The sequence below is a fragment of the Variovorax sp. Root318D1 genome, assembly GCF_001424835.1.
GTDB lineage: Bacteria > Pseudomonadota > Gammaproteobacteria > Burkholderiales > Burkholderiaceae_C > Variovorax.
Window position 1 is genome coordinate 220,347 of sequence record NZ_LMCQ01000003.1, and the last position, 17,568, is coordinate 237,914.

At 67.3% G+C, this 17,568-nt stretch carries 18 protein-coding genes; 10 read left to right on the forward strand and 8 right to left on the reverse strand.

Translation table 11 applies throughout. The features are described 5' to 3' along the window. The first annotated feature begins 47 nt into the window (after positions 1–47). The 4 genes from guaB to guaA all read left to right on the forward strand — a co-directional run bounded on the left by guaB (position 48) and on the right by guaA (position 3,903). The gene (gene guaB / locus ASC78_RS04710) at positions 48–1,517 is read left to right on the forward strand and encodes an IMP dehydrogenase (protein WP_055797099.1); all 1,470 of its coding nucleotides are present in this window, start codon (positions 48–50) and stop codon (positions 1,515–1,517) included. Between the two features lie 76 nt (positions 1,518–1,593). Further along, positions 1,594–1,842 carry a type II toxin-antitoxin system Phd/YefM family antitoxin gene (locus tag ASC78_RS04715; protein ID WP_055797102.1) on the forward strand — a complete coding sequence of 83 codons (249 nt, stop codon included), beginning with the start codon at positions 1,594–1,596 and terminating at the stop codon, positions 1,840–1,842. 11 nt (positions 1,843–1,853) lie between these two features. Beyond that, the gene (locus tag ASC78_RS04720; protein WP_055797105.1) at positions 1,854–2,273 is read left to right on the forward strand and encodes a type II toxin-antitoxin system VapC family toxin; all 420 of its coding nucleotides are present in this window, start codon (positions 1,854–1,856) and stop codon (positions 2,271–2,273) included. 13 nt (positions 2,274–2,286) lie between these two features. Then, positions 2,287–3,903, forward strand: coding sequence for a glutamine-hydrolyzing GMP synthase (gene guaA / locus ASC78_RS04725; RefSeq protein WP_055797108.1), 1,617 nt, complete (start codon positions 2,287–2,289; stop codon positions 3,901–3,903). Between the two features lie 38 nt (positions 3,904–3,941). Here guaA and ASC78_RS04730 read toward each other — a convergent pair whose 3' ends face one another. From ASC78_RS04730 to ASC78_RS04760, 7 genes are all read right to left on the reverse strand, one after another. Beyond that, positions 3,942–4,523, reverse strand: coding sequence for a dioxygenase family protein (locus ASC78_RS04730; protein WP_055797111.1), 582 nt, complete (start codon positions 4,521–4,523; stop codon positions 3,942–3,944). A 157-nt stretch (positions 4,524–4,680) separates the two neighbouring features. Further along, positions 4,681–6,045, reverse strand: a complete 1,365-nt coding sequence (locus tag ASC78_RS04735; RefSeq protein ID WP_055797114.1) for a DUF3526 domain-containing protein — start codon at positions 6,043–6,045, stop codon at positions 4,681–4,683. Then, positions 6,042–7,469, reverse strand: a complete 1,428-nt coding sequence (locus ASC78_RS04740) for an ABC transporter permease (protein WP_055797117.1) — start codon at positions 7,467–7,469, stop codon at positions 6,042–6,044. Before ASC78_RS04740 ends, ASC78_RS04735 begins: the two co-directional genes overlap by 4 nt. Beyond that, positions 7,466–8,224, reverse strand: coding sequence for an ABC transporter ATP-binding protein (locus tag ASC78_RS04745; protein WP_157634379.1), 759 nt, complete (start codon positions 8,222–8,224; stop codon positions 7,466–7,468). Before ASC78_RS04745 ends, ASC78_RS04740 begins: the two co-directional genes overlap by 4 nt. Positions 8,225–8,242: 18 nt before the next feature. Continuing rightward, the gene (locus ASC78_RS04750; RefSeq protein ID WP_055797319.1) at positions 8,243–10,420 is read right to left on the reverse strand and encodes a TonB-dependent siderophore receptor; all 2,178 of its coding nucleotides are present in this window, start codon (positions 10,418–10,420) and stop codon (positions 8,243–8,245) included. A gap of 147 nt (positions 10,421–10,567) precedes the next feature. Next, positions 10,568–10,924 (reverse strand): DUF2946 family protein, encoded by a 357-nt coding sequence (locus tag ASC78_RS04755; protein WP_235504986.1) that lies wholly within the window; start codon positions 10,922–10,924, stop codon positions 10,568–10,570. Positions 10,925–10,971: 47 nt separating this feature from the next. Then, the gene (locus ASC78_RS04760; protein WP_055797124.1) at positions 10,972–11,592 is read right to left on the reverse strand and encodes a DNA-3-methyladenine glycosylase I; all 621 of its coding nucleotides are present in this window, start codon (positions 11,590–11,592) and stop codon (positions 10,972–10,974) included. Between the two features lie 75 nt (positions 11,593–11,667). Between ASC78_RS04760 and ASC78_RS04765 the strand changes: the two genes are divergently transcribed. Both ASC78_RS04765 and ASC78_RS04770 read left to right on the forward strand, forming a co-directional pair. Beyond that, entirely contained in the window at positions 11,668–12,273 is a 606-nt protein-coding gene (locus tag ASC78_RS04765) for a 2'-5' RNA ligase family protein (RefSeq protein ID WP_055797127.1), read from the forward strand. Between the two features lie 112 nt (positions 12,274–12,385). Further along, positions 12,386–12,868 (forward strand): RidA family protein, encoded by a 483-nt coding sequence (locus ASC78_RS04770; protein WP_055797130.1) that lies wholly within the window; start codon positions 12,386–12,388, stop codon positions 12,866–12,868. Here ASC78_RS04770 and ASC78_RS04775 read toward each other — a convergent pair. Continuing rightward, a complete protein-coding gene (locus tag ASC78_RS04775; protein ID WP_055797320.1) occupies positions 12,865–13,953 on the reverse strand; it encodes a DUF72 domain-containing protein in 1,089 nt (362 codons plus the stop codon). The genes ASC78_RS04770 and ASC78_RS04775 overlap by 4 nt on opposite strands. 62 nt (positions 13,954–14,015) lie before the next feature. Here ASC78_RS04775 and ASC78_RS04780 point away from each other — a divergent pair, with 62 nt between their 5' ends. The 4 genes from ASC78_RS04780 (at position 14,016) to ASC78_RS04795 (ending at position 17,486) form a co-directional block, all read left to right on the forward strand. Then, positions 14,016–15,509, forward strand: coding sequence for a sensor histidine kinase (locus ASC78_RS04780; RefSeq protein WP_055797133.1), 1,494 nt, complete (start codon positions 14,016–14,018; stop codon positions 15,507–15,509). Then, complete coding sequence (locus ASC78_RS04785) at positions 15,506–16,144, forward strand: response regulator transcription factor (RefSeq protein WP_055797136.1); 639 nt, start codon at positions 15,506–15,508, stop codon at positions 16,142–16,144. Before ASC78_RS04780 ends, ASC78_RS04785 begins: the two co-directional genes overlap by 4 nt. A gap of 137 nt (positions 16,145–16,281) precedes the next feature. Continuing rightward, positions 16,282–16,785: a GlcG/HbpS family heme-binding protein gene (locus tag ASC78_RS04790; RefSeq protein WP_055797139.1), complete on the forward strand. Its 504-nt coding sequence runs from the start codon at positions 16,282–16,284 to the stop codon at positions 16,783–16,785. 5 nt (positions 16,786–16,790) lie between these two features. Beyond that, positions 16,791–17,486, forward strand: coding sequence for an ankyrin repeat domain-containing protein (locus tag ASC78_RS04795; RefSeq protein WP_055797141.1), 696 nt, complete (start codon positions 16,791–16,793; stop codon positions 17,484–17,486). The last annotated feature ends 82 nt before the right edge of the window (positions 17,487–17,568 follow it).

Below are 17,568 nucleotides of genomic sequence, written 5' to 3' on the forward strand. Positions count from 1 at the left end.
GGGTAAGTACCGAGCATCGCTACAATCCGTCTTTTGGAGCTTCACCCATGCGCCTTCTCGGCAAAGCGCTCACCTTCGACGACGTGTTGTTGGTGCCAGCGTTCTCCCAGGTCCTGCCCAAGGACACCTCTCTCGCCACCCGTTTTTCCCGCAACATCGCGCTGAATCTGCCGCTGGTCTCCGCCGCGATGGACACGGTGACCGAGGCTCGCCTCGCCATCGCGATCGCGCAGGAAGGCGGCATCGGCATCGTGCACAAGAACTTCACCGCGGCCGAGCAGGCCGCGCAGGTGGCCAAGGTGAAGCGCTACGAATCGGGCGTGCTGCGCGATCCCGTGGTGATCACGCCGACGCACACCGTGCTGCAGGTCATGCAGCTGTCCGACGAACTCGGCATTTCGGGCTTCCCGGTGCTCGATGGCGGCAAGGTGGTTGGCATCGTCACGGGGCGCGACCTGCGCTTCGAGAACCGCTACGACGTGCCGGTGAGCGAGATCATGACGCCGCGCGAAAAGCTCATCACCGTGCCCGACGGCACCACGCTGGCCGAGGCCAAGGCGCTCTTGAACAAGCACAAGCTCGAACGCCTGTTGGTCATCAACAGCGCGTGGGAACTCAAGGGCCTGATCACCGTCAAGGACATCACCAAGCAGACCAGCTTTCCCAATGCCGCGCGCGACCCCTCGGGCCGCCTGCGCGTGGGCGCCGCGGTCGGCGTGGGTGAGGGCACCGAGGAACGCGTCGAGGCGCTGGTCAAGGCCGGCGTCGACGCCATCGTGGTCGACACTGCGCACGGCCACAGCGCCGGCGTGATCGAGCGCGTGCGCTGGGTCAAGAAAAACTACCCGCAGGTCGACGTGATCGGCGGCAACATTGCCACCGGCGATGCAGCGCGTGCGCTGGCCGACGCCGGCGCCGACGCGGTCAAGGTCGGCATCGGCCCCGGTTCGATCTGCACCACGCGCATCGTCGCTGGCGTGGGCGTGCCGCAGATCATGGCCGTGGACAACGTGGCTACCGCGCTGCAAGGCACCGGCATTCCGCTGATCGCCGACGGCGGCATCCGCTATTCGGGCGACATCGCCAAGGCCATTGCCGCAGGCGCAAGCACCGTGATGATGGGTGGCATGTTCGCGGGCACCGAAGAGGCGCCGGGCGAGATCGTGCTGTTCCAGGGGCGCAGCTACAAGAGCTACCGCGGCATGGGCTCCATTGGCGCCATGCAGCAGGGCAGCGCCGACCGCTACTTCCAGGAATCCACCACCGGCAATCCCAACGCCGACAAGCTGGTACCTGAAGGCATCGAAGGACGCGTACCGTACAAGGGCTCGATGGTCTCCATCGTCTATCAAATGTCGGGCGGCTTGCGTGCCAGCATGGGCTACTGCGGCTGCGCGACCATCGAGGACATGAAGAACAAGGCCGAGTTCGTGGAGATCACCACGGCCGGTATTCGTGAAAGCCACGTGCACGACGTGCAGATCACCAAGGAAGCGCCCAATTACCGGGCTGAGTAAGCGGGTTCTGGCCAGATCTTGAAAGTCAGGCCAGAATAAGTTTAAAATTTGGCCAGACTAATATCTTCTGGCCCAAATGCAATCCATCGGCATCGCCGAAGCCAAGAACAACTTCTCCGCCCTGATCGACTCGGTCGAAAAGGGCGAGGAGGTTCGCATCACCCGCCACGGCAAGGAAGTCGTGCGCATGCTGCCGGTGCGGCGCAAGCCAGTCATCACCGACGAGCAGATCGAGCGCGAGCTCGGCCAGATTGACGCGCTGCACGCCACCATCCAGCCCGGCCGCCCGGTGCGCGCATTGCTCGACGAAGGGCGTCAATCGTGACAGCCTTCGTCATGGACGCTTCCGTCACCGCCGCCTGGCTGCTGCCAGACCAGGCCAGCGAACACACCCGCAAGCTCTACGCCGCCATCCGCCGCGACGAGGTGGAGCCGCAGGCGCCCAACGCCTGGCAGTGGGAGTGCGCCAACATCCTCGCCAACGGCGTGCGCAGCGGCCGCATTCCGACTTCGGCGGTTGAAGGGCTGTGGAGCGTGCTCGACGCCATCCGCCATCGCGTCGAACTGCACGAGCTCGCGCCGGCCCAGCACAAAGCCGTTCTGGCCGTGGCCATCGACGTGGGTGTATCGCTCTACGACGCGGGCTATCTGTGGCTCGCCAAGTCGCTCAATCTTCCGCTCGCCACCTTCGACGAGCAACTCATCCAGGCCGCGCCGCAAGCGGGCGTGAAGCTGTTCGACATTTCAACGCTCTGACCGAGTCTTCTCCATGCAACACGACAAGATCCTCATCCTCGATTTCGGCTCGCAAGTCACGCAGCTCATCGCACGCCGCGTGCGCGAAGCGCACGTGCTCAGCGAAGTGCATCCCTGCGACGTCACCGACGACTGGGTGCGCGAATACGCCGCCGACGGTCACCTCAAGGGCGTGATCCTTTCGGGCAGCCACGCGAGCGTTTACGAAGAGACCACGGACAAGGCCCCGCAAGCCGTGTTCGACCTGGGCGTGCCCGTGCTCGGCATCTGCTACGGCATGCAGACCATGGCACACCAGCTCGGCGGCAAGGTCGAAGGCGGCCACAAGCGCGAGTTCGGCTTTGCGTCCGTGCGCGCCCACGGCCACACCGCGCTGCTGAAGGACATTGCCGACTTCACCACGCCCGAAGGCCACGGCATGCTCAACGTGTGGATGAGCCATGGAGACAAGGTCACCGAACTGCCCCCGGGCTTCAAGCTCATGGCCTCCACCGACAGCTGCCCGATCGCCGGCATGGCCGACGAGGCGCGCCGCTACTACGCGCTGCAGTTCCATCCCGAAGTGACGCACACGGTGCAGGGCAAAGCGATCATCGATCGCTTCGTGCTCGGCATTTGCGAGGCAAAGCCCGACTGGGTCATGCGCGACCACATCGCCGAAGCCGTCGAGAAGATCCGCGAGCAGGTCGGCGACGAGGAAGTCATCCTCGGCCTTTCGGGCGGTGTCGATTCGAGCGTGGCTGCCGCGCTCATCCACCGCGCCATCGGCGACCAGCTCACCTGCGTGTTCGTCGACCACGGCCTCTTGCGCCTGAACGAAGGCGACATGGTCATGGAGATGTTCGAAGGCAAGCTGCACGCGAAGGTGATTCGCGTCGACGCCAGCGACCTTTTCCTCGGCAAGCTCGCGGGCGTGAGCGACCCCGAAGCCAAGCGCAAGATCATCGGCGGCGAGTTTGTCACCGTGTTCAAGCAGGAGGCCGCCAAGCTCAAGGCGGGCGATGGCGGCCACAAGGGCGCGACCTTCCTGGCGCAAGGCACCATCTACCCCGACGTCATCGAGTCCGGTGGCGCCAAGAGCAAGAAGGCCGTCACCATCAAGAGCCACCACAACGTGGGCGGCCTGCCCGAACAGCTCGGCCTCAAGCTGCTCGAGCCGCTGCGTGACCTGTTCAAGGACGAAGTGCGCGAACTCGGCGTGGCGCTCGGCCTGCCGCCCGAGATGGTGTACCGCCACCCGTTCCCCGGACCGGGCCTGGGCGTGCGCATTCTTGGCGAGGTGAAGAAGGAATACGCCGATCTGCTGCGCCGCGCGGACGCGATCTTCATCGAGGAGCTGCGCAACTTCAAGGATGAGTCGGGCAAGACCTGGTACGACCTCACGAGCCAGGCCTTTACCGTGTTCCTCCCCGTGAAGAGCGTGGGCGTGATGGGCGACGGTCGCACCTACGACTACGTCGTCGCGCTGCGCGCCGTGCAGACCAGCGACTTCATGACCGCCGACTGGGCCGAGCTGCCGTATGCGCTGCTCAAGAAGGTGTCGGGCCGCATCATCAACGAAGTGCGCGGCATCAACCGCGTGACCTACGACGTGTCGAGCAAGCCGCCGGCGACGATCGAGTGGGAATAAGCGCTAGAAGCGCAAGCAACCCCTAGCGCCGAGCGCGCTCAGGCCGTAATCACGATCGGGAAACGCGCCCGAAGCCCATCCGCCCCACGCTCGAAAGGCACGGTAACGGCGTCCCTCGCTGTTTGGGAAAGATTGCGCCAGAGAAAGTCGCGCGCATTGCCCGGATCGCCGGCCACATAGAGCTGCGTGGTCAGCAGCTCGCGCGTGCCCAGCTTCACCTTCACGTGGATGTGCGGCGTGCGGCCGCCGTAGGGCACCGGCCGGATCGTGCGGAAGCGGTAGCTGCCGTCCTCGCCGACCGTGGCGCGGCCGAAACCCTGGAAGGCCGCGTCGGCGCGGTCGCCGTCGCCCGGGTGGTGGTAGTGGCCGTTTTCGTCGCATTGCCAGATCTCGACCTGCGCGCCGCGCAGCGGCTTGCCGTCCAGGTCGGTCACGGTGCCGTCGACCCTGGCTGGCTGGCCGCGGCGGTAGTCCAGTGTTCCGTTGCGCAGCAGGTCGTTGTCGGAATCGGTCGGCAGGCGCACGGGATAGAACGGCCCTTCGGTCTGCGAAGGCGTGGCGATCCGGCCTGCCGCGGGCTGCGCACGGGCACCCAGCCAGAGCGCGGGGAAAGCGACCATCGCCGCGGCGACGGTGCGCCGCGCAAGGTCCGTTGCCGGGCGGGGCCGCTCGGGTCTCTCTGGATCCGCTCCGAATTCAACCCGGACAGATCCTGGTTCTGGCGTGGCGTGCATGGCTTGTCAGAGCATCGGCGCACGCGCGAGTTCCGTGCTTTGGTCAACCGGCCATCGGTCGCACCCGGCCGGCCGCGGCCACGCCCAGCCCCAGAATCGCCGCGCCCATCAGCAGCAATCCCAGCATTTGCCCGAGCGGCGTCTCCGCCGAATGCGACGGCGGGCTGAAGCGCGGCTGGGCGGCAAAGTCCTGCGCGTCGAAGCGCAGGTCGTTGAACAGGTAGGGGTAATAGAAGGCGCGCAGCCGGGTATGAAATCCAGCGATGCTGTCCTGATAGGCCAGCTGCGCCTGCAGGTCAGTATCGGCCTGGCGGTGCAGTGCGGCCTGCACGCCGACGCCCGGCAGCAGCCAGCCCAGCCGCGAGGTCCAGCGCTGGCGCGCGAGCAGGCCGTCGCGGTAAGCGGCCACCTGCGGTGCCGCGCTCTCGTCGCCAAGCTGCTGGAAGGCGTAGTACCACTTCCAGTGAAAGCCCGATGGCAGCGCAGCGGTGTGCTCCCACTCGGGGTGCGTGCGGAAGAACCTTTCCATCGTCTCCTCTGGCGGCAGGTCCCACGCGCCATGCACGGCTTGGCGCTGCGCCAGCATCAACTCCACGCCTTGGTGCACCGGCACGGCGCGCGCGAGCACGGCGTTGGCAATGGTCGGCAAGATGAGCGTCAGCACGGCCCAGCAGCCCATGAGTGCCATTGCGTTGGCCGCGGAGCTTCCGCTTCGCGTCACGACGATCAGCGCCAGCCCGCTCCAGAGCGCGAGGTAGGCCGCTGCGACCAACAGGACGGTGCCCACGGCCGCGGCAGAGGGGCCCCTCCCCATCGCTCCGGCCAGCACCGGCAGCACCAGGCAGCCGAAGACCAGCGCGGCGCGCAAGCCGGCGCGGCGCAGCCACAGGCTGCGGCCGGCGCCGGGCATGGCCAGCAGCGTGCCCAGGCGGCCTGAGCGGCGTTCGCCCGAAACCAGGTCGTACAAGAGCGCGATGAGGAACAACGGCGCCAGGTACACCAGCACGAAAGCGAAGTCGAAGCGACCGGCCAGCGCCAGTTCGGGGTTGAAGCTTTCGCCTTCGTGCAACTGGGCCTGCAGCGCCAAGGCGCGCACGCGCAGCACGTAAGGCGCGGCATCGCGCAGGCCGAGCGCAAGGAAGGCGGTGGCCGACGGTGCATCCCATGTTCCGTGGAAGGTGTAGTAGGCGGCCGAGCCGGCATCGCCGCCATGGATGTATTGGCGAGCCTGCGCATCCAGCTCCTGCTGCTGCAGCCCGTCCAGGCGCGCAATGGTCTGCTGCTGGCGCGCGACTTCGCGCATGCCCGCAAGCACCGCAAGAGCCGACAGAACCAACAGCAACGTCAACGCAGCGAGCGCCAGTTTCGAGCGCACCAGCAGGCGCAGTTCGTGGGTGAGCCAGCTCATCGCGTAACCCTTCCTAGACGGCGGGTGGCCAACACCAGCAACCCGGCAAGCACCCCCAGCCAGAGCAGCAGCACACCCACAGCGGGCGCCGCGCGGCGCAGCGCCTCGATGGGCGGTGCGGCTTCGTAGCGAAAGTCCGCAAAGCCGTGCCAGTGTGAGTGGCTGATGCGGCTGTCGCGGCTGGAGCGGTCCCCCGCGAAGCTGAGCTTTTCGGCTTGCAGGCGGTTGAGCTCCTGCACCAGGCGATAGCGATGGAGCTCGGCCTGCTCGACGAAGCGGCGGTAGTTCTGCAGGTCGGTGCCCGCAGCGGCCATCGAGAGGCGGCGCAGCGCAATCACCGGGCTGATCAACGCAAAGACGTCGACACGCCGCAGTTGTGCGGCCTGGCGCTCGAAGCTCGCATTGGCGTAGCGCTCGAACAGGGCGCTGGTCAGCTTTTCGCCTTCCATGCCAAGCAGGCCTTTGTAGTTGACGGGAAGGTCTTCCACGCGTGAAACGCCGTATTGCTCGAGCACTTTCTTCTTGAAACCGGCGAAGTAGGGATCGTCGGGGTCGTGGCTGTCGCCCAACGCAGCCAGGTCGCGGGCCACTGCGATGTCGGTCTCGAAGCGCGTGGGCAATGCCATGGCCGATGCCGCCAGCTCGGGAGCCAGCCGCGGCACGAGCACCACGCTCACGGCCCAGAGCGCAAGCAATGCCACCAGGGCGTCGCGTCCGCGCCCGAACCACGCGGAAACGCTGACGATGCCCGCAACCCAGATCAGCAGCCACAGCCCGTAGCCTGCCGCCATCGCGACGGCCAGGCTGGCGGGAGCCGGTGTCGCGGCGCCGATCCACAGCAGCGCCAGCAATGCGGGGAGCAATGCCACGGCCGCCACGCCGCACAAGGCCAGCAGCTTGCCCGCCACGATCTGCCGCGGCCGGACCCCTTGCGCCAGCAGCACCCGCAGCGTGCCCGATTCGCGCTCCCGCGCCAGTGCCGCATGGCCGACGAAGATGAGCAGCAACGGCGCCAGCACCTGCAGCACGAATGCTGGGGTGAGCTGGCCGAATCGCAGCAGCAGCGAAGACTGCCGCACGTCGCCGAAATTGGCGCTGTTCTGCCGATGCCCTTCCAGGAAGAGCGTATGGCCCGTATAGGCGTCCACCCCGGGATCGAAAGCCGCAAGCGGGTTCAGCGGGCGGAAAACGAAGTGCCCGTAATGCACCATGCGGTGCGGGTGCCGGTCGGGCTGGGCCTCGAACTCGTGGTCCGCCTGCCCCTGGTGGCGCGCGCGTTCGGCATCCACCGTGCGGCGCTGTTCCCAGGCGGTGAAGGTGGCCACGGCCGTCAGCAGCAGCAGCAACGCAAGGCCGAGCACTGCCACGCGGTCGCGCCGCAGCAGGCGCCATTCTTCGCGCGCGATATGCAGCGCGGCGCTCATCGCTGCGCCTCCTGGCCCGCGTAGCGCCGGTGCAATGCACGCACGTCGAAGCGTTCAGCGCCGGAGGCGGCGACTTCCTCGATCAGCCGCCCGCGTTCGATGAAGCCGATGCGATCGGCCACGTCGGCGGCGCTGAGCAGATCGTGCGTCACCATGAGCACGGCCACGCCCTGAGCGCGCAGCAGTCCGAGGATGCGGCTGAACTCGGTGGTGGCCTGCGGGTCCAGCCCGGAGGTGGGCTCGTCGAGCAGCAGCGCCGGCACCTTGCGCGCGAGTGCCAGCGCAATCGCCACCTTCTGGCGCATGCCTTTCGAGAAACCCGACACGCGCCGCCCGTGCGCGGTGGCGTCCAGCCCGGCGGCGGCCAGTGCTTCGTCGATGGCCTGGGAGTCGGCGGGCTGGCCCGCGAGATGGAGCAGGTAGGCCACGTTCTCGCGCGCGCTCAGGTGCTCGTAGAGCGCCACGTTCTCGGGTATGTACGCCAGCTGGCGCCGTGCGGCTGTCGGGTCCGCCACGGGGTCGGTGCCGTTCACGCGCACGCGGCCGCTCGCGGGCTGCACAAAGCCCAGGAAAAGGCTCAGCGTGGTGGTCTTGCCGGCGCCGTTGGCACCCAGCAGTGCATAGATTTCACCGGCTTGTACTGTGAGATCCAGCCCGTGCAGGATGGTGTGCGCACCGTAGCCGGCGACCACGCCATGGGCCGCCAGCGCAGGGCGGACCGCGGTGCGCGGCGGTGAAAAGTCGTTCATGGCCATGATCTGTATTTCCTCGCGTTAGAACCGCGCCTGCAGGCCGACGGTGATGGTGCGTGCTGTTCCCGGCGTCACCCACACGCGGCTGTAGGAGCTCGCGTAATAGGTCTTGTCGAAAAGGTTGTCGACGTCCAGCGTCAGCCGCAACGTGGGATTGAGGCGCCAGTAGGCGACCAGCTTGGCCGTGGTGTAGCTGGGCAGGTCGAACGCGGGCGTGCCGGCGTTGGCCTCGGCTTGCGTGCGGGCCTGGCCCAGACGCTTGCCCACGTAAGTGACGCCGCCGCCAATGCCGTAGCGCTGCCCATTGGCCAGCGCGTCCTCGTACACGGCAAGCACGCTGCCGTTGACCTTCGGCACGTTGAGCAGGCGTCCGCCGACCTCCAGGCTGTTGTCCTTCGCAATCTCCACGTCGTTGAACACGAGGCTCGCGTTGACGCGCCAGTTCTTCGTGACCTGGCCGGCGAAGTCGAGTTCGAGGCCGCGGCTGCGAATTTCTCCCGCGGAGACTGAGTAGCCGGTGTTCACCGGATCGGAGGTCAGCACGTTGCGCTTGCGGATGTCGAACAGCGCGGCGGTAGCGCCAATGCGCTGGTCCGCACTCTCCCATTTGGTGCCCAACTCCAGCGCGCGGCCGGTCTCCGGCGCGAAGCTGTTGGCCGCAAAGTCCGAGCCGACGTTCGGGCGGAACGAGCGGCCGGCGTTTGCATAGAAAGTCCACTGCGGCGTCGGCAGCCAGCTCAGGCCGATGCGCGGCGAGGTGGAGGAAGGGTCCTGGTCGGCCGCGGTGTTCGTCCGGCGGTTCAGCAGCGACTGGCGGTAGTTGTCCACCCGCACACCGGCAACCAGCCGCCATTCGGGTGCGAGCTTGATCGCGTCCTGAACATAGAACGCGGTGCCGCGCTGCTGCTCCAGCGTATCGGTGTTCGCCGCCGGCGTGGGCTGGGCCTGGCCATAGACCGGGTTGTAGATGTTGATGGCGTACGGCCGCACGGCGCTCGGATTGGCGCGCAGCATCACCGAGTCCATCGTGAAGCGGAAGCTCTCCACGCCGAACAGCAACTCGTGCTCGATGCCGCCTGTCTGCACCTTGCCCTGGAGTTCGGCCTGCAAGGCTGTGTCGTGGGAGTCGAAGTCGCGGAAGCGCCGCTGACGCGTCAGGTTGCCGTTGGCCAGCAGCGCGTTCGCTTCGGTTGCAAAGCCGTTGATCGAGGTTTCACGATAAGACAGGCCCACACGGCTGCGCCAGTTGGCGTTCCATTCGTGCGAGAGAACGAACTGGTGCGTCTGGTTGTCGACGGTCACGTCGCCATCTGCGGGTTCCCCCAGGAAACGGCTGCGCGGAATTGCGCCCAGCTGGTTGTTGACGGCCACCACGCCGCGGTCCAGCGGCGTCTTGTGGCGCAGCACCTCGCCCGCGTACTCCAGCACCGTGTCGCGGCCCAGCTTCCATGTGAAGGCCGGCGCAATCACCTGGCGCTTGGCGCTCACATGGTCGCGGAAGCTGTCTCGGTCTTCCACCGCGACGTTGAGACGATAGGCGAGGGTCTCCCCGATGGGGCCGGTACTGTCGAACGCGCCGCGCTTCAAGCCGTAGCTGCCGGCATACCCCTCGACCGAATGCGCCGCCTTCCAGAGCGGCCGCTTGGACACGATGTTGAGCGTGCCGCCCGGCTCGCTGCTGCCGTAGAGCGCTGCGGCCGTGCCCTTGAGAAATTCGATGCGCTCGACGCCTGCCAGATCTCGCGGGGCATTGAAGCCGCGATTCGACGAGAAGCCGTTCAGCAGCGTGGCCATGCCCGTGCTCTCGTTGCCGGGAAGGCCGCGGATCGCAATGTTGTCCCACAAGCCGCCGAAGTTGTTCTGGCGCGAAACGCCGCCCACGTAGTCGAGCACGTCGTCCAGCTTGGTGGCGCCCAAGTCGTCGATGGCCTGGCGCGTGACGATGCGTACCGACTGCGGCAGCTCGCGCAGCGGCAGCTCCGTCTTGGCCCCGGCGGCTTCTTCGGAGTGGTAAGCGCCGGACTCGGTGCGGCCGATGACCTCGATGGTCGACAGCTCGGCTGTCGCCGGGGGCTCGGTCACCGATTGGGCGAAGGCAGTTCCGGCGAAAAGGCTCGCCACTGCAAGGGCAGGGGGAAGCAGGCGAAAACCGGGAATCCGGCTTCCCGCGAAAGGGATGGAGGTGAAGTTGGAAATCATGAACGGCACTCGACGAGAGACGGCCCGGCCGCACGACAAAGGCGCGGCAAGGCAGAAAGCGAAAAGAAACTGGTACGTACGCCGCCGGTTGCTTGTGAAGCACCGGTCAGCAGGACGAGCAGGAACGGTCCGCCTCAGCGGCGGACGTCAGGCGAGTACAGGGGGATCGCGCGAGGCGAAAGGCCAGCGTTCAGGATCGGGAACGAATGCGGCCGCGGGCCGCGTGGCCTGAGGTGCAGCCGGTTCGGTCCAGCTGGCCAGGTAGATCGGCGGTGCCCAGAGGGCGCCGGCCTGCTGCGCGAACGCCACGCACCACGAGCACGGCGCCTGTGCTTCCGATTCGTGGCCGTCATCGCTGTCGCTGACGCCAGCATCCAGCGAGCGCCACTCCTGCGCAACTTCCGGCCCTGTCTGCAGCAGATGTTCTGCTTCGTGCAAGGGCATGCCGACGGCCGTGTTGAAGAACACGGCAAGCAGCAGGAGTCGAAGAAGAATGCGGCGCATCATGACAGCGAAGGCCGGAATCATACTGTCGGGCACCGACCGCCGGTTCAGCCTCGTGCGGCGTGCGGCCTTTTGAATGCGCTTCGCGCTTGTTGCGCCTTCGACCGGATCACGCAGCCTTGCGCATGGTCGTTGATGAGGCCCATGGCCTGCATGAAGGCGTAAACAGTGGTCGGCCCGACGAACTTCCAGCCGAGCTTCTTCAGTGTCTTGGACAGGGAAATGGACGCCTCGGAGGTCGAAGCGGTCTGAGGCTCACCGAGCTGTCCGGCATCTGGCTCGTGGCGCCAGAAGAATGAAGCCAGCGAGCCGTGGAGGGCGACCAGCTCCTGGGCCCTTGCGGCGTTGTGGATCACCGCCTCGATCTTGCCGCGGTGGCGCACGATGCCTGGGTCCTGCAGCAGGCGTTCGACGTCTCGCGCGGTGAAGCGGGCGATCTGGTCGAAGTCGAAACTGTGGAACGCCGCGCGAAAGTTCTCCCGCTTGGCCAATATGGTGCGCCAGCTCAGGCCGGACTGGAAACCTTCCAGGCAGATCTTCTCGAACAAGCGGTGATCGTCTTTCACCGGGAAGCCCCATTCCGTGTCGTGATAAGCCAGGAATTCAGGAGCGGTTGCGCACCAGCGGCAGCGGGGGTGGCCGTCGGGACCGTCGATCAATGCATTCATGTGTTGTTGTGGCCGGGTGCTCTCCGCGCCGTTTCGAAGGCAGCTATCCTATTTGCAGGAGGTGCAGATTTGCAAATGACCGGCCCGCCGCCGCCGCCGCGCCAGACCCCTGGCATTGCGCTGCCCAGGGAGCACTTGGCCCACTCGGTCTTTTTCGCGATCTTTCCGCGGCCGGGCGATGCCGAGCGCATCGCCGCGCAGAGTGCGCGCCTCGGCGAGCGGCATGCGCTGAAGGGAAAGATGACCGAGCTGCATCGCCTGCACGTCACCCTGCATCATTTCGGCAGGTTTGCCGCTGTGCCTGCCGAGCTGTTGCAAGCAGCCCTCGGCGCGGCTGCCACTGTGGCGCCCCCGTCATTCGACGTCGTGTTCGACGAGGCGTTGCGTTTCGAGAAGAGCAAGGCTTTCGTGCTGTGCGGCAGTGAGGGCACGGCCGCGCTGGCGGCGTTCAGGCAGCGATTGAGCGAGGCACTGGCGAAGGCAGGGTTCGCGTGCGAGCCGTCCTTCACGCCTCACATGACCCTTGCTTACACCAGCAGCAAGATCGAGGCGCATCCCATCGAGCCGATCCGGTGGACCGCCGATTCAGTCGCACTGGTCGACAGCCACGTGGGCAAGCGTGTCTATGAGGTATTGGGACGGTGGCCGGCTGCACCGGAACCTTCCACGACGCTCGTCTGATCGCCTTCCGCAAACTGAGGGCGGGCGAACTGTTGCGTATCGGGCGTACGCGATCTGTATCTGTTCTTCGGAACTCGGCTCGCGACAATGAGGTTTCATCAATGGAAGCCAAATGACAGCGCAAACCAGAGACCAGATTGCAGACCGGATCGCCGCCGAGCTGGGCCATAGCTTCGAGGGCGAGCTTGTCGCCGGCGGCCACTACGCGCCCGTCGTGCGCGACGGGAACACGCTTTACACCAGCGGCCAGGTGCCACGCGTGGGCACCACGGTGGTCGTGACCGGCCGCGTGGGCGAGCAGGTGTCGCTCGAGAAGGCCCGCGAAGGCGCCCAGATCTGCGCCTTGCGCTGCCTGACCCTGCTCCGGCGCGAGCTCGGTTCGCTCGACGGCGTTGAAAAGCTGCTGCGCGTGGGCGTCTTCGTGCAATGCACAGCCGATTTCACGCAGCAAAGCGAAGTGGCCGATGCGGCATCCGACCTGCTGCACCGCGTATTCGGCGATGCGGGCGTGCATGTGCGCACCGCGGTCGGCGTCTATGCATTGCCCAAGAATGCGAGCGTCGAACTCGAGATGACGGCGACTGCCAGGTCCTAGCGTTTCGGCAGCTCGACGATGTCCCGAGCCAGCGAGGCGATCGTCAGCGGCGCGCAGCCTTCGGCGTTGTTGCTCACGGTGACGTAGGCGTGCTGGCCCGCACGGGTGGTTCCGGAAATCACCTTGGCCAGCGCCGCGCGTGTCTCGGGGTCGGGATCGACGATCTTGTCGAACGGGCCATACAGCTTTTCCGCATCCTCATAGCCGAAGCGGCCATGGCGGCGATGCAGGTTCCAGCGGCACACCAGCGGCCCGGGCCAGAGCGCGCGCAGCATCGGCAGCTGGTCTTCGATGGGCGGCATCTTGGCGTGCAGGCCCATGCAGAAGGTGGCGCCCACGCTGCGCAGCATGTCGGCGAAGGCGGGGCAGAGCAATTGCGGGTCGCGCACTTCGACCGCAATCACGGCGTCGGGTGCGACCGGCTTCAGACCGGGCAGCGCTTCGAGCATCTCGCCGATGCGCGCCAAGAGGGCGGGCTGGTCGGCCAGCAGTTGCGACGGAATCGGGCTCAGCTGGAACACTAGCGCGCCGATGCGGTGGGCAAGGCCTTCGAGCGCGGGCTGCACGAACTCCTGGATGGCGATGTCGCTGTTCAGGAACACCGGGTTCACCTGTGTGCCGCGGCCGCTTTCGTCGCGCACGGTGGCGTCGGTCACCAGGCTCGGCGCCTTCACCATGAAGCGGAAGTCGTCCGGCACCATCGCCGCATAGCGTGCGTACTGGCTCGCCGTGAGGGCGCGATAGAAGTTGCGGTCCAGGCTCACGGTGCGAAAAAGCGGGTGCCGCGCCAATGCGGCGAGCCCGTTCTTCGAGAGTGCGGTTTCGGCGTAGTCGCCGTCCCAGACGAGATTGGCCCAGCCGGGATAGCTCCATGAAGAGGTGCCGAGCCGAAGCAGGGGAGGGAGCGTTTCGGCCAGTTCGACCAGTGCCGGATCGACCGGTGCAGCGGCCACGGTGCTTCCGCGTGTTTTCTTGCGGGCCGGCACCTCGGCGGAAGGCGCCACCTCAAGAGGCGGCGGCGAGGGCGCGGGCGCCTCGGGTGGGCGCGGGAGATCGGGAAAGAGGGAGTCCTGCAGTTCAGCCATGTCTGGGGCCGCATTCTCGGCCCACATGGGCCGGGCTCGCAGCGAGAGGCACAATCCGCGCCATGAAACAGTGGTTGCGTGCGCAGGGTGGCTGGTGGCTGGCATGGCTCGCCTTGACGGGCGTGGGTGCCGTCTGGCTCGCGCGCGCAGAACTTGCGCAGATGCAGCAGGACTTCGGCTCCGACGTGCGCATCGCTCACCGCATCCTGAGCCAGCAGGTGGTGCAGTACGACGCGGTGCTGGCCACGGTCGCGCTGCTGGAGCCTGGCACCCGCGCCGACCGTCCGGAGCAGCGCCTGCCGTCGGTCTATCCCTCGATCCTGCGCGTGCAGCGGCGCGAAGGAGACGAACCCTGGCCGGACGAAAAGCAGGCCAACGCATTGGCCGCGGCGGAAGCGCGTTCGCGCAGCGAGCGCCGGGCCGAACTGGCGGCGCCCGATCTTGCGCGCGGCCGTTATCAGCTCGTGATGGGCGCCACGCCTTTCAGCTACGCGCTGGAGATCGACCTGGCTGGCTCGGTGCCGTGGCGCGACTGGCCCATGGACCCTCGGCGCAGCCCGGTACGGCTGAGCTTGCAGCGTGACGGCCAACAACTGGTGCTGCAGCCTGGCCAGCCAGGAGACGGCAGTGGCTGGCGCTTCGATCTCACCAAGGCACTGGCCTCGCCGAGCCAGCCCTTTGAACTGGTCGCCGTGCGCCACGTGGGCTGGGGCGAACTGCCTTGGCGCAGCATGGCCGGCTGGGCTGCGGCGGTGGGCTTGCTGCTGGCGGGACTCTGGGCCGCGCAGCGGCAGCGCATTGCGCGCCGCCGGGCCGAAGAGCTGCTGCGGCTCGGCCAGGTGGCTCGGCTCAACGCGCTGGGCGAACTCTCGGCCGGCCTCGCGCATGAACTGAACCAGCCGCTCACCGCGGTGCTTGCCAACGCACAGGCCGCGCGCCGCTTGCTGGACGACGATCCGCCAGACCTGGCCACGGCACGCGATGCCATGGGGCAGGCTGTCGAGCAGGCGCGCCGGGCGGCTGGCGTGGTCGGCCGGCTGCGCCGCGTCATCGAGCGGCCCGAGGCCGAGGGCGAGGTGCGCCCCCTCGTGCTCCAGGAACTGGTTCGCAGCGCCATGCACTTGCTGGCACCCGAGTTCGCCAAGCGCTCGGTCTCGGCGCAGTTCGATGCCGCCGCTCAGGCGCCTGTGCGGGTGCAAGCCGATGCGGTGGCGCTCGAGCAGATCGTGCACAACCTGCTGATGAATGCCTTGCAGGCGCTGGAACTCGTGCCAGCCCCGGATCGGCGGCTGGCGGTCTCGGTCGGCCGCAACGGTCAGGAGGGCGTGCTGACCGTCACGGACAACGGCCGCGGCATCTCGCCGGAAGCTTTTCCACGCCTTTTCGAACCCTTCTTCAGTACGCGCGAGGGCGGCCTGGGCCTTGGCCTCAGCCTGAGCGAAACGCTGGCGAGCGGCATGGGCGGCAGCCTGAGCGCTGCCAACGTACCGCCGCATGGCGCGCGCTTCACGCTCGCGCTGCCCCTGGTGGCCCGACCGGCGGAGCATGCGGCATGAACGCTCCGGCCCCTCATGAACCGCAGTCGCCGCTGATTCACCTGATCGACGACGACCAGGCGGTGCGCGAGAGTCTCTCGCTGCTGATCGGCACGGTCGGCCTGCGGGTGCAGGGCTGGGCCGATCCGCAAGCCTTCATCGACGGCTTCGACCGCGTGAGTGTCGGCGCCATCGTGCTCGACGTGCGCATGCCCGGCATCAGCGGGCTCACGGTGCTCGACCGACTGGTGGCGCAAGGCGTCGACCAGCCGGTGATCATGCTGACCGGCCACGGCACGGTCGAGATGTGCCGCCGCGCCTTCAAGGCCGGCGCGGCCGAGTTTCTCGAGAAGCCGGTGGACGACGAGCAGCTGCTCGAGGCGCTGCAGCAGGCCGTGCGCCAGCACGTGCGTTCGCGCGAGCGCTCGCAGGCCGACAACGCCGCACGCGAGCGGTTCGCGCAACTGTCGGAGCGCGAGAGAGAAGTGCTGGCCTTCATCGTGCAGGGCCTCACAAACAAGGAGATTGCGCGCACGCTCGCGCTCTCGCCGCGCACGGTGGAAACGCACCGCGCCAACCTGTTCGCCAAGCTCGACTGCGACTCGCTCGCGCAGCTGATCCGGGGCTACGCCGTGCTGGTGGCCGGGGACTCGTGAAACCCGGCGCTCCGTAGTTCTACGGAGCGCCGGGCGTAGCCGTACGAATGGCCTGGGCGGCCGGTGTTTTCTACAGTCGTGCAGCCGCCGGCAACTCGCTGGCGCAATCACCTCGCATCCACTGGAGAAACTAAAAAATGCATTCCACCCTTCGCCTTGGCTCCCTTGTCGTCCTGCTTGCCGCATCTGCCGTACAGGCCCAGACGCCCGCACCCGCGGTGCGCACCGAAAAGAATATTTCCCTCGCGCTGGCCAACCAGATCGCGGCCGAAGCCGTGGCGGCCTGCGCCGCCAACGGCTACAACGTGGCCGCCACCGTGGTCGACCGCGCGGGCACCGTGCGCGCCGTGCAGCGGGCCGACAACGCAGGCCCGCACACGCTGGCTTCGAGCGAGCGCAAGGCCTGGACCTCGGCCTCCGCCAAGAATGCGACCCAGGCCATGATGGAGGGGTCGCAGAAGAACCCCGGCGGCGCGAATCTCGTCTACCTGCCGGGCGTCCTTCTGCTGGGCGGCGGCGTGCCGGTGAAGTCGGGCAACGACGTGATCGGCGCCGTGGGCGTGGGCGGTGCACCGGGCGGTAACCTTGACGAACAGTGCGCCAATGCCGCGCTCGAAAAGGTCAAGGGGCTCCTGGGCTGAAGACGATGAAGCGCGGTATCTGGTCCGGCGTATTGGTGATCGCGCTCGGCATCGGCGCATCGGCCGGCGTATCGGCCCAGGTGCCGCCGCAAGCGGCCGAAGTGCTGGCCTACGAAGGGCTGCACCGGGCCGCCTGGCAGGGCGATTTGCCGAAGGTAAAGGCACTGATCGCATCTGGCGCCAAGCTCGATGCGCGCGACGCGCGGGGCCGCACGCCCTTGCACGTCGCCACCCATGCCCGGCAGCGCGAGGCGGTGAAGCTGCTCGCCAAGGCCGGTGCAAACCTCGATGCGCTCGAAGACGACCGCTACGACGCGGTGACCATCGCATCGGTGGCCGACGACTCCGCGACACTCGCGCTCTTGCTGTCGCTCGGCGCCAATGCCGGGCAGGTGACGAGCCGCTACGACGGCACCGCGCTGATCGCCGCGGCTCACCTGGGCCACGACGAGGTGGTCCGCAAGCTGATCGCAGCCGGTGCGCCGCTCGACCACGTCAACAACCTGCACTGGACGGCGGTGATCGAAGCCATCGTGCTCGGCGACGGCGGGCCGCGCCACCAGCGCACGCTCGCCGCGCTGATCGACGCCGGCGCCAATCTGAAGCTGACCGACCGCCAGGGCAACACACCGCTCCAGCTGGCGAGCGCGCGCGGCTATACGGCCATGGTCAAGCTGCTGGAAGCGCCGCGCCCGAGATAGCGTCGGCTCGGGGACAATGGCGGCTCGCCACGAGGAAACCGCCCCATGTACATGCCCACGCAGTTCAACGCCAAGGAAGGAA

Excerpts from the sequence above, each read along its gene's own strand:
- ASC78_RS04740 (WP_055797117.1), bottom strand. The coding sequence starts at position 7,469 with ATGAGCGCCGCGCTGCATATCGCGCGCGAAGAATGGCGCCTGCTGCGG.
- ASC78_RS04785 (WP_055797136.1), top strand. The coding sequence starts at position 15,506 with ATGAACGCTCCGGCCCCTCATGAACCGCAGTCGCCGCTGATTCACCTG.
- ASC78_RS04775 (WP_055797320.1), bottom strand. The coding sequence starts at position 13,953 with ATGGCTGAACTGCAGGACTCCCTCTTTCCCGATCTCCCGCGCCCACCC.
- ASC78_RS04795 (WP_055797141.1), top strand. The coding sequence starts at position 16,791 with ATGAAGCGCGGTATCTGGTCCGGCGTATTGGTGATCGCGCTCGGCATC.
- ASC78_RS04760 (WP_055797124.1), bottom strand. The coding sequence starts at position 11,592 with ATGAATGCATTGATCGACGGTCCCGACGGCCACCCCCGCTGCCGCTGG.
- ASC78_RS04730 (WP_055797111.1), bottom strand. The coding sequence starts at position 4,523 with ATGGTCGCTTTCCCCGCGCTCTGGCTGGGTGCCCGTGCGCAGCCCGCG.
- ASC78_RS04780 (WP_055797133.1), top strand. The coding sequence starts at position 14,016 with ATGAAACAGTGGTTGCGTGCGCAGGGTGGCTGGTGGCTGGCATGGCTC.
- ASC78_RS04770 (WP_055797130.1), top strand. The coding sequence starts at position 12,386 with ATGACAGCGCAAACCAGAGACCAGATTGCAGACCGGATCGCCGCCGAG.
- guaA (WP_055797108.1), top strand. The coding sequence starts at position 2,287 with ATGCAACACGACAAGATCCTCATCCTCGATTTCGGCTCGCAAGTCACG.
- ASC78_RS04790 (WP_055797139.1), top strand. The coding sequence starts at position 16,282 with ATGCATTCCACCCTTCGCCTTGGCTCCCTTGTCGTCCTGCTTGCCGCA.
- ASC78_RS04745 (WP_157634379.1), bottom strand. The coding sequence starts at position 8,224 with ATGGCCATGAACGACTTTTCACCGCCGCGCACCGCGGTCCGCCCTGCG.
- ASC78_RS04720 (WP_055797105.1), top strand. The coding sequence starts at position 1,854 with ATGGACGCTTCCGTCACCGCCGCCTGGCTGCTGCCAGACCAGGCCAGC.
- ASC78_RS04765 (WP_055797127.1), top strand. The coding sequence starts at position 11,668 with ATGACCGGCCCGCCGCCGCCGCCGCGCCAGACCCCTGGCATTGCGCTG.
- ASC78_RS04715 (WP_055797102.1), top strand. The coding sequence starts at position 1,594 with ATGCAATCCATCGGCATCGCCGAAGCCAAGAACAACTTCTCCGCCCTG.
- guaB (WP_055797099.1), top strand. The coding sequence starts at position 48 with ATGCGCCTTCTCGGCAAAGCGCTCACCTTCGACGACGTGTTGTTGGTG.
- ASC78_RS04755 (WP_235504986.1), bottom strand. The coding sequence starts at position 10,924 with ATGCGCCGCATTCTTCTTCGACTCCTGCTGCTTGCCGTGTTCTTCAAC.
- ASC78_RS04750 (WP_055797319.1), bottom strand. The coding sequence starts at position 10,420 with ATGATTTCCAACTTCACCTCCATCCCTTTCGCGGGAAGCCGGATTCCC.
- ASC78_RS04735 (WP_055797114.1), bottom strand. The coding sequence starts at position 6,045 with ATGAGCTGGCTCACCCACGAACTGCGCCTGCTGGTGCGCTCGAAACTG.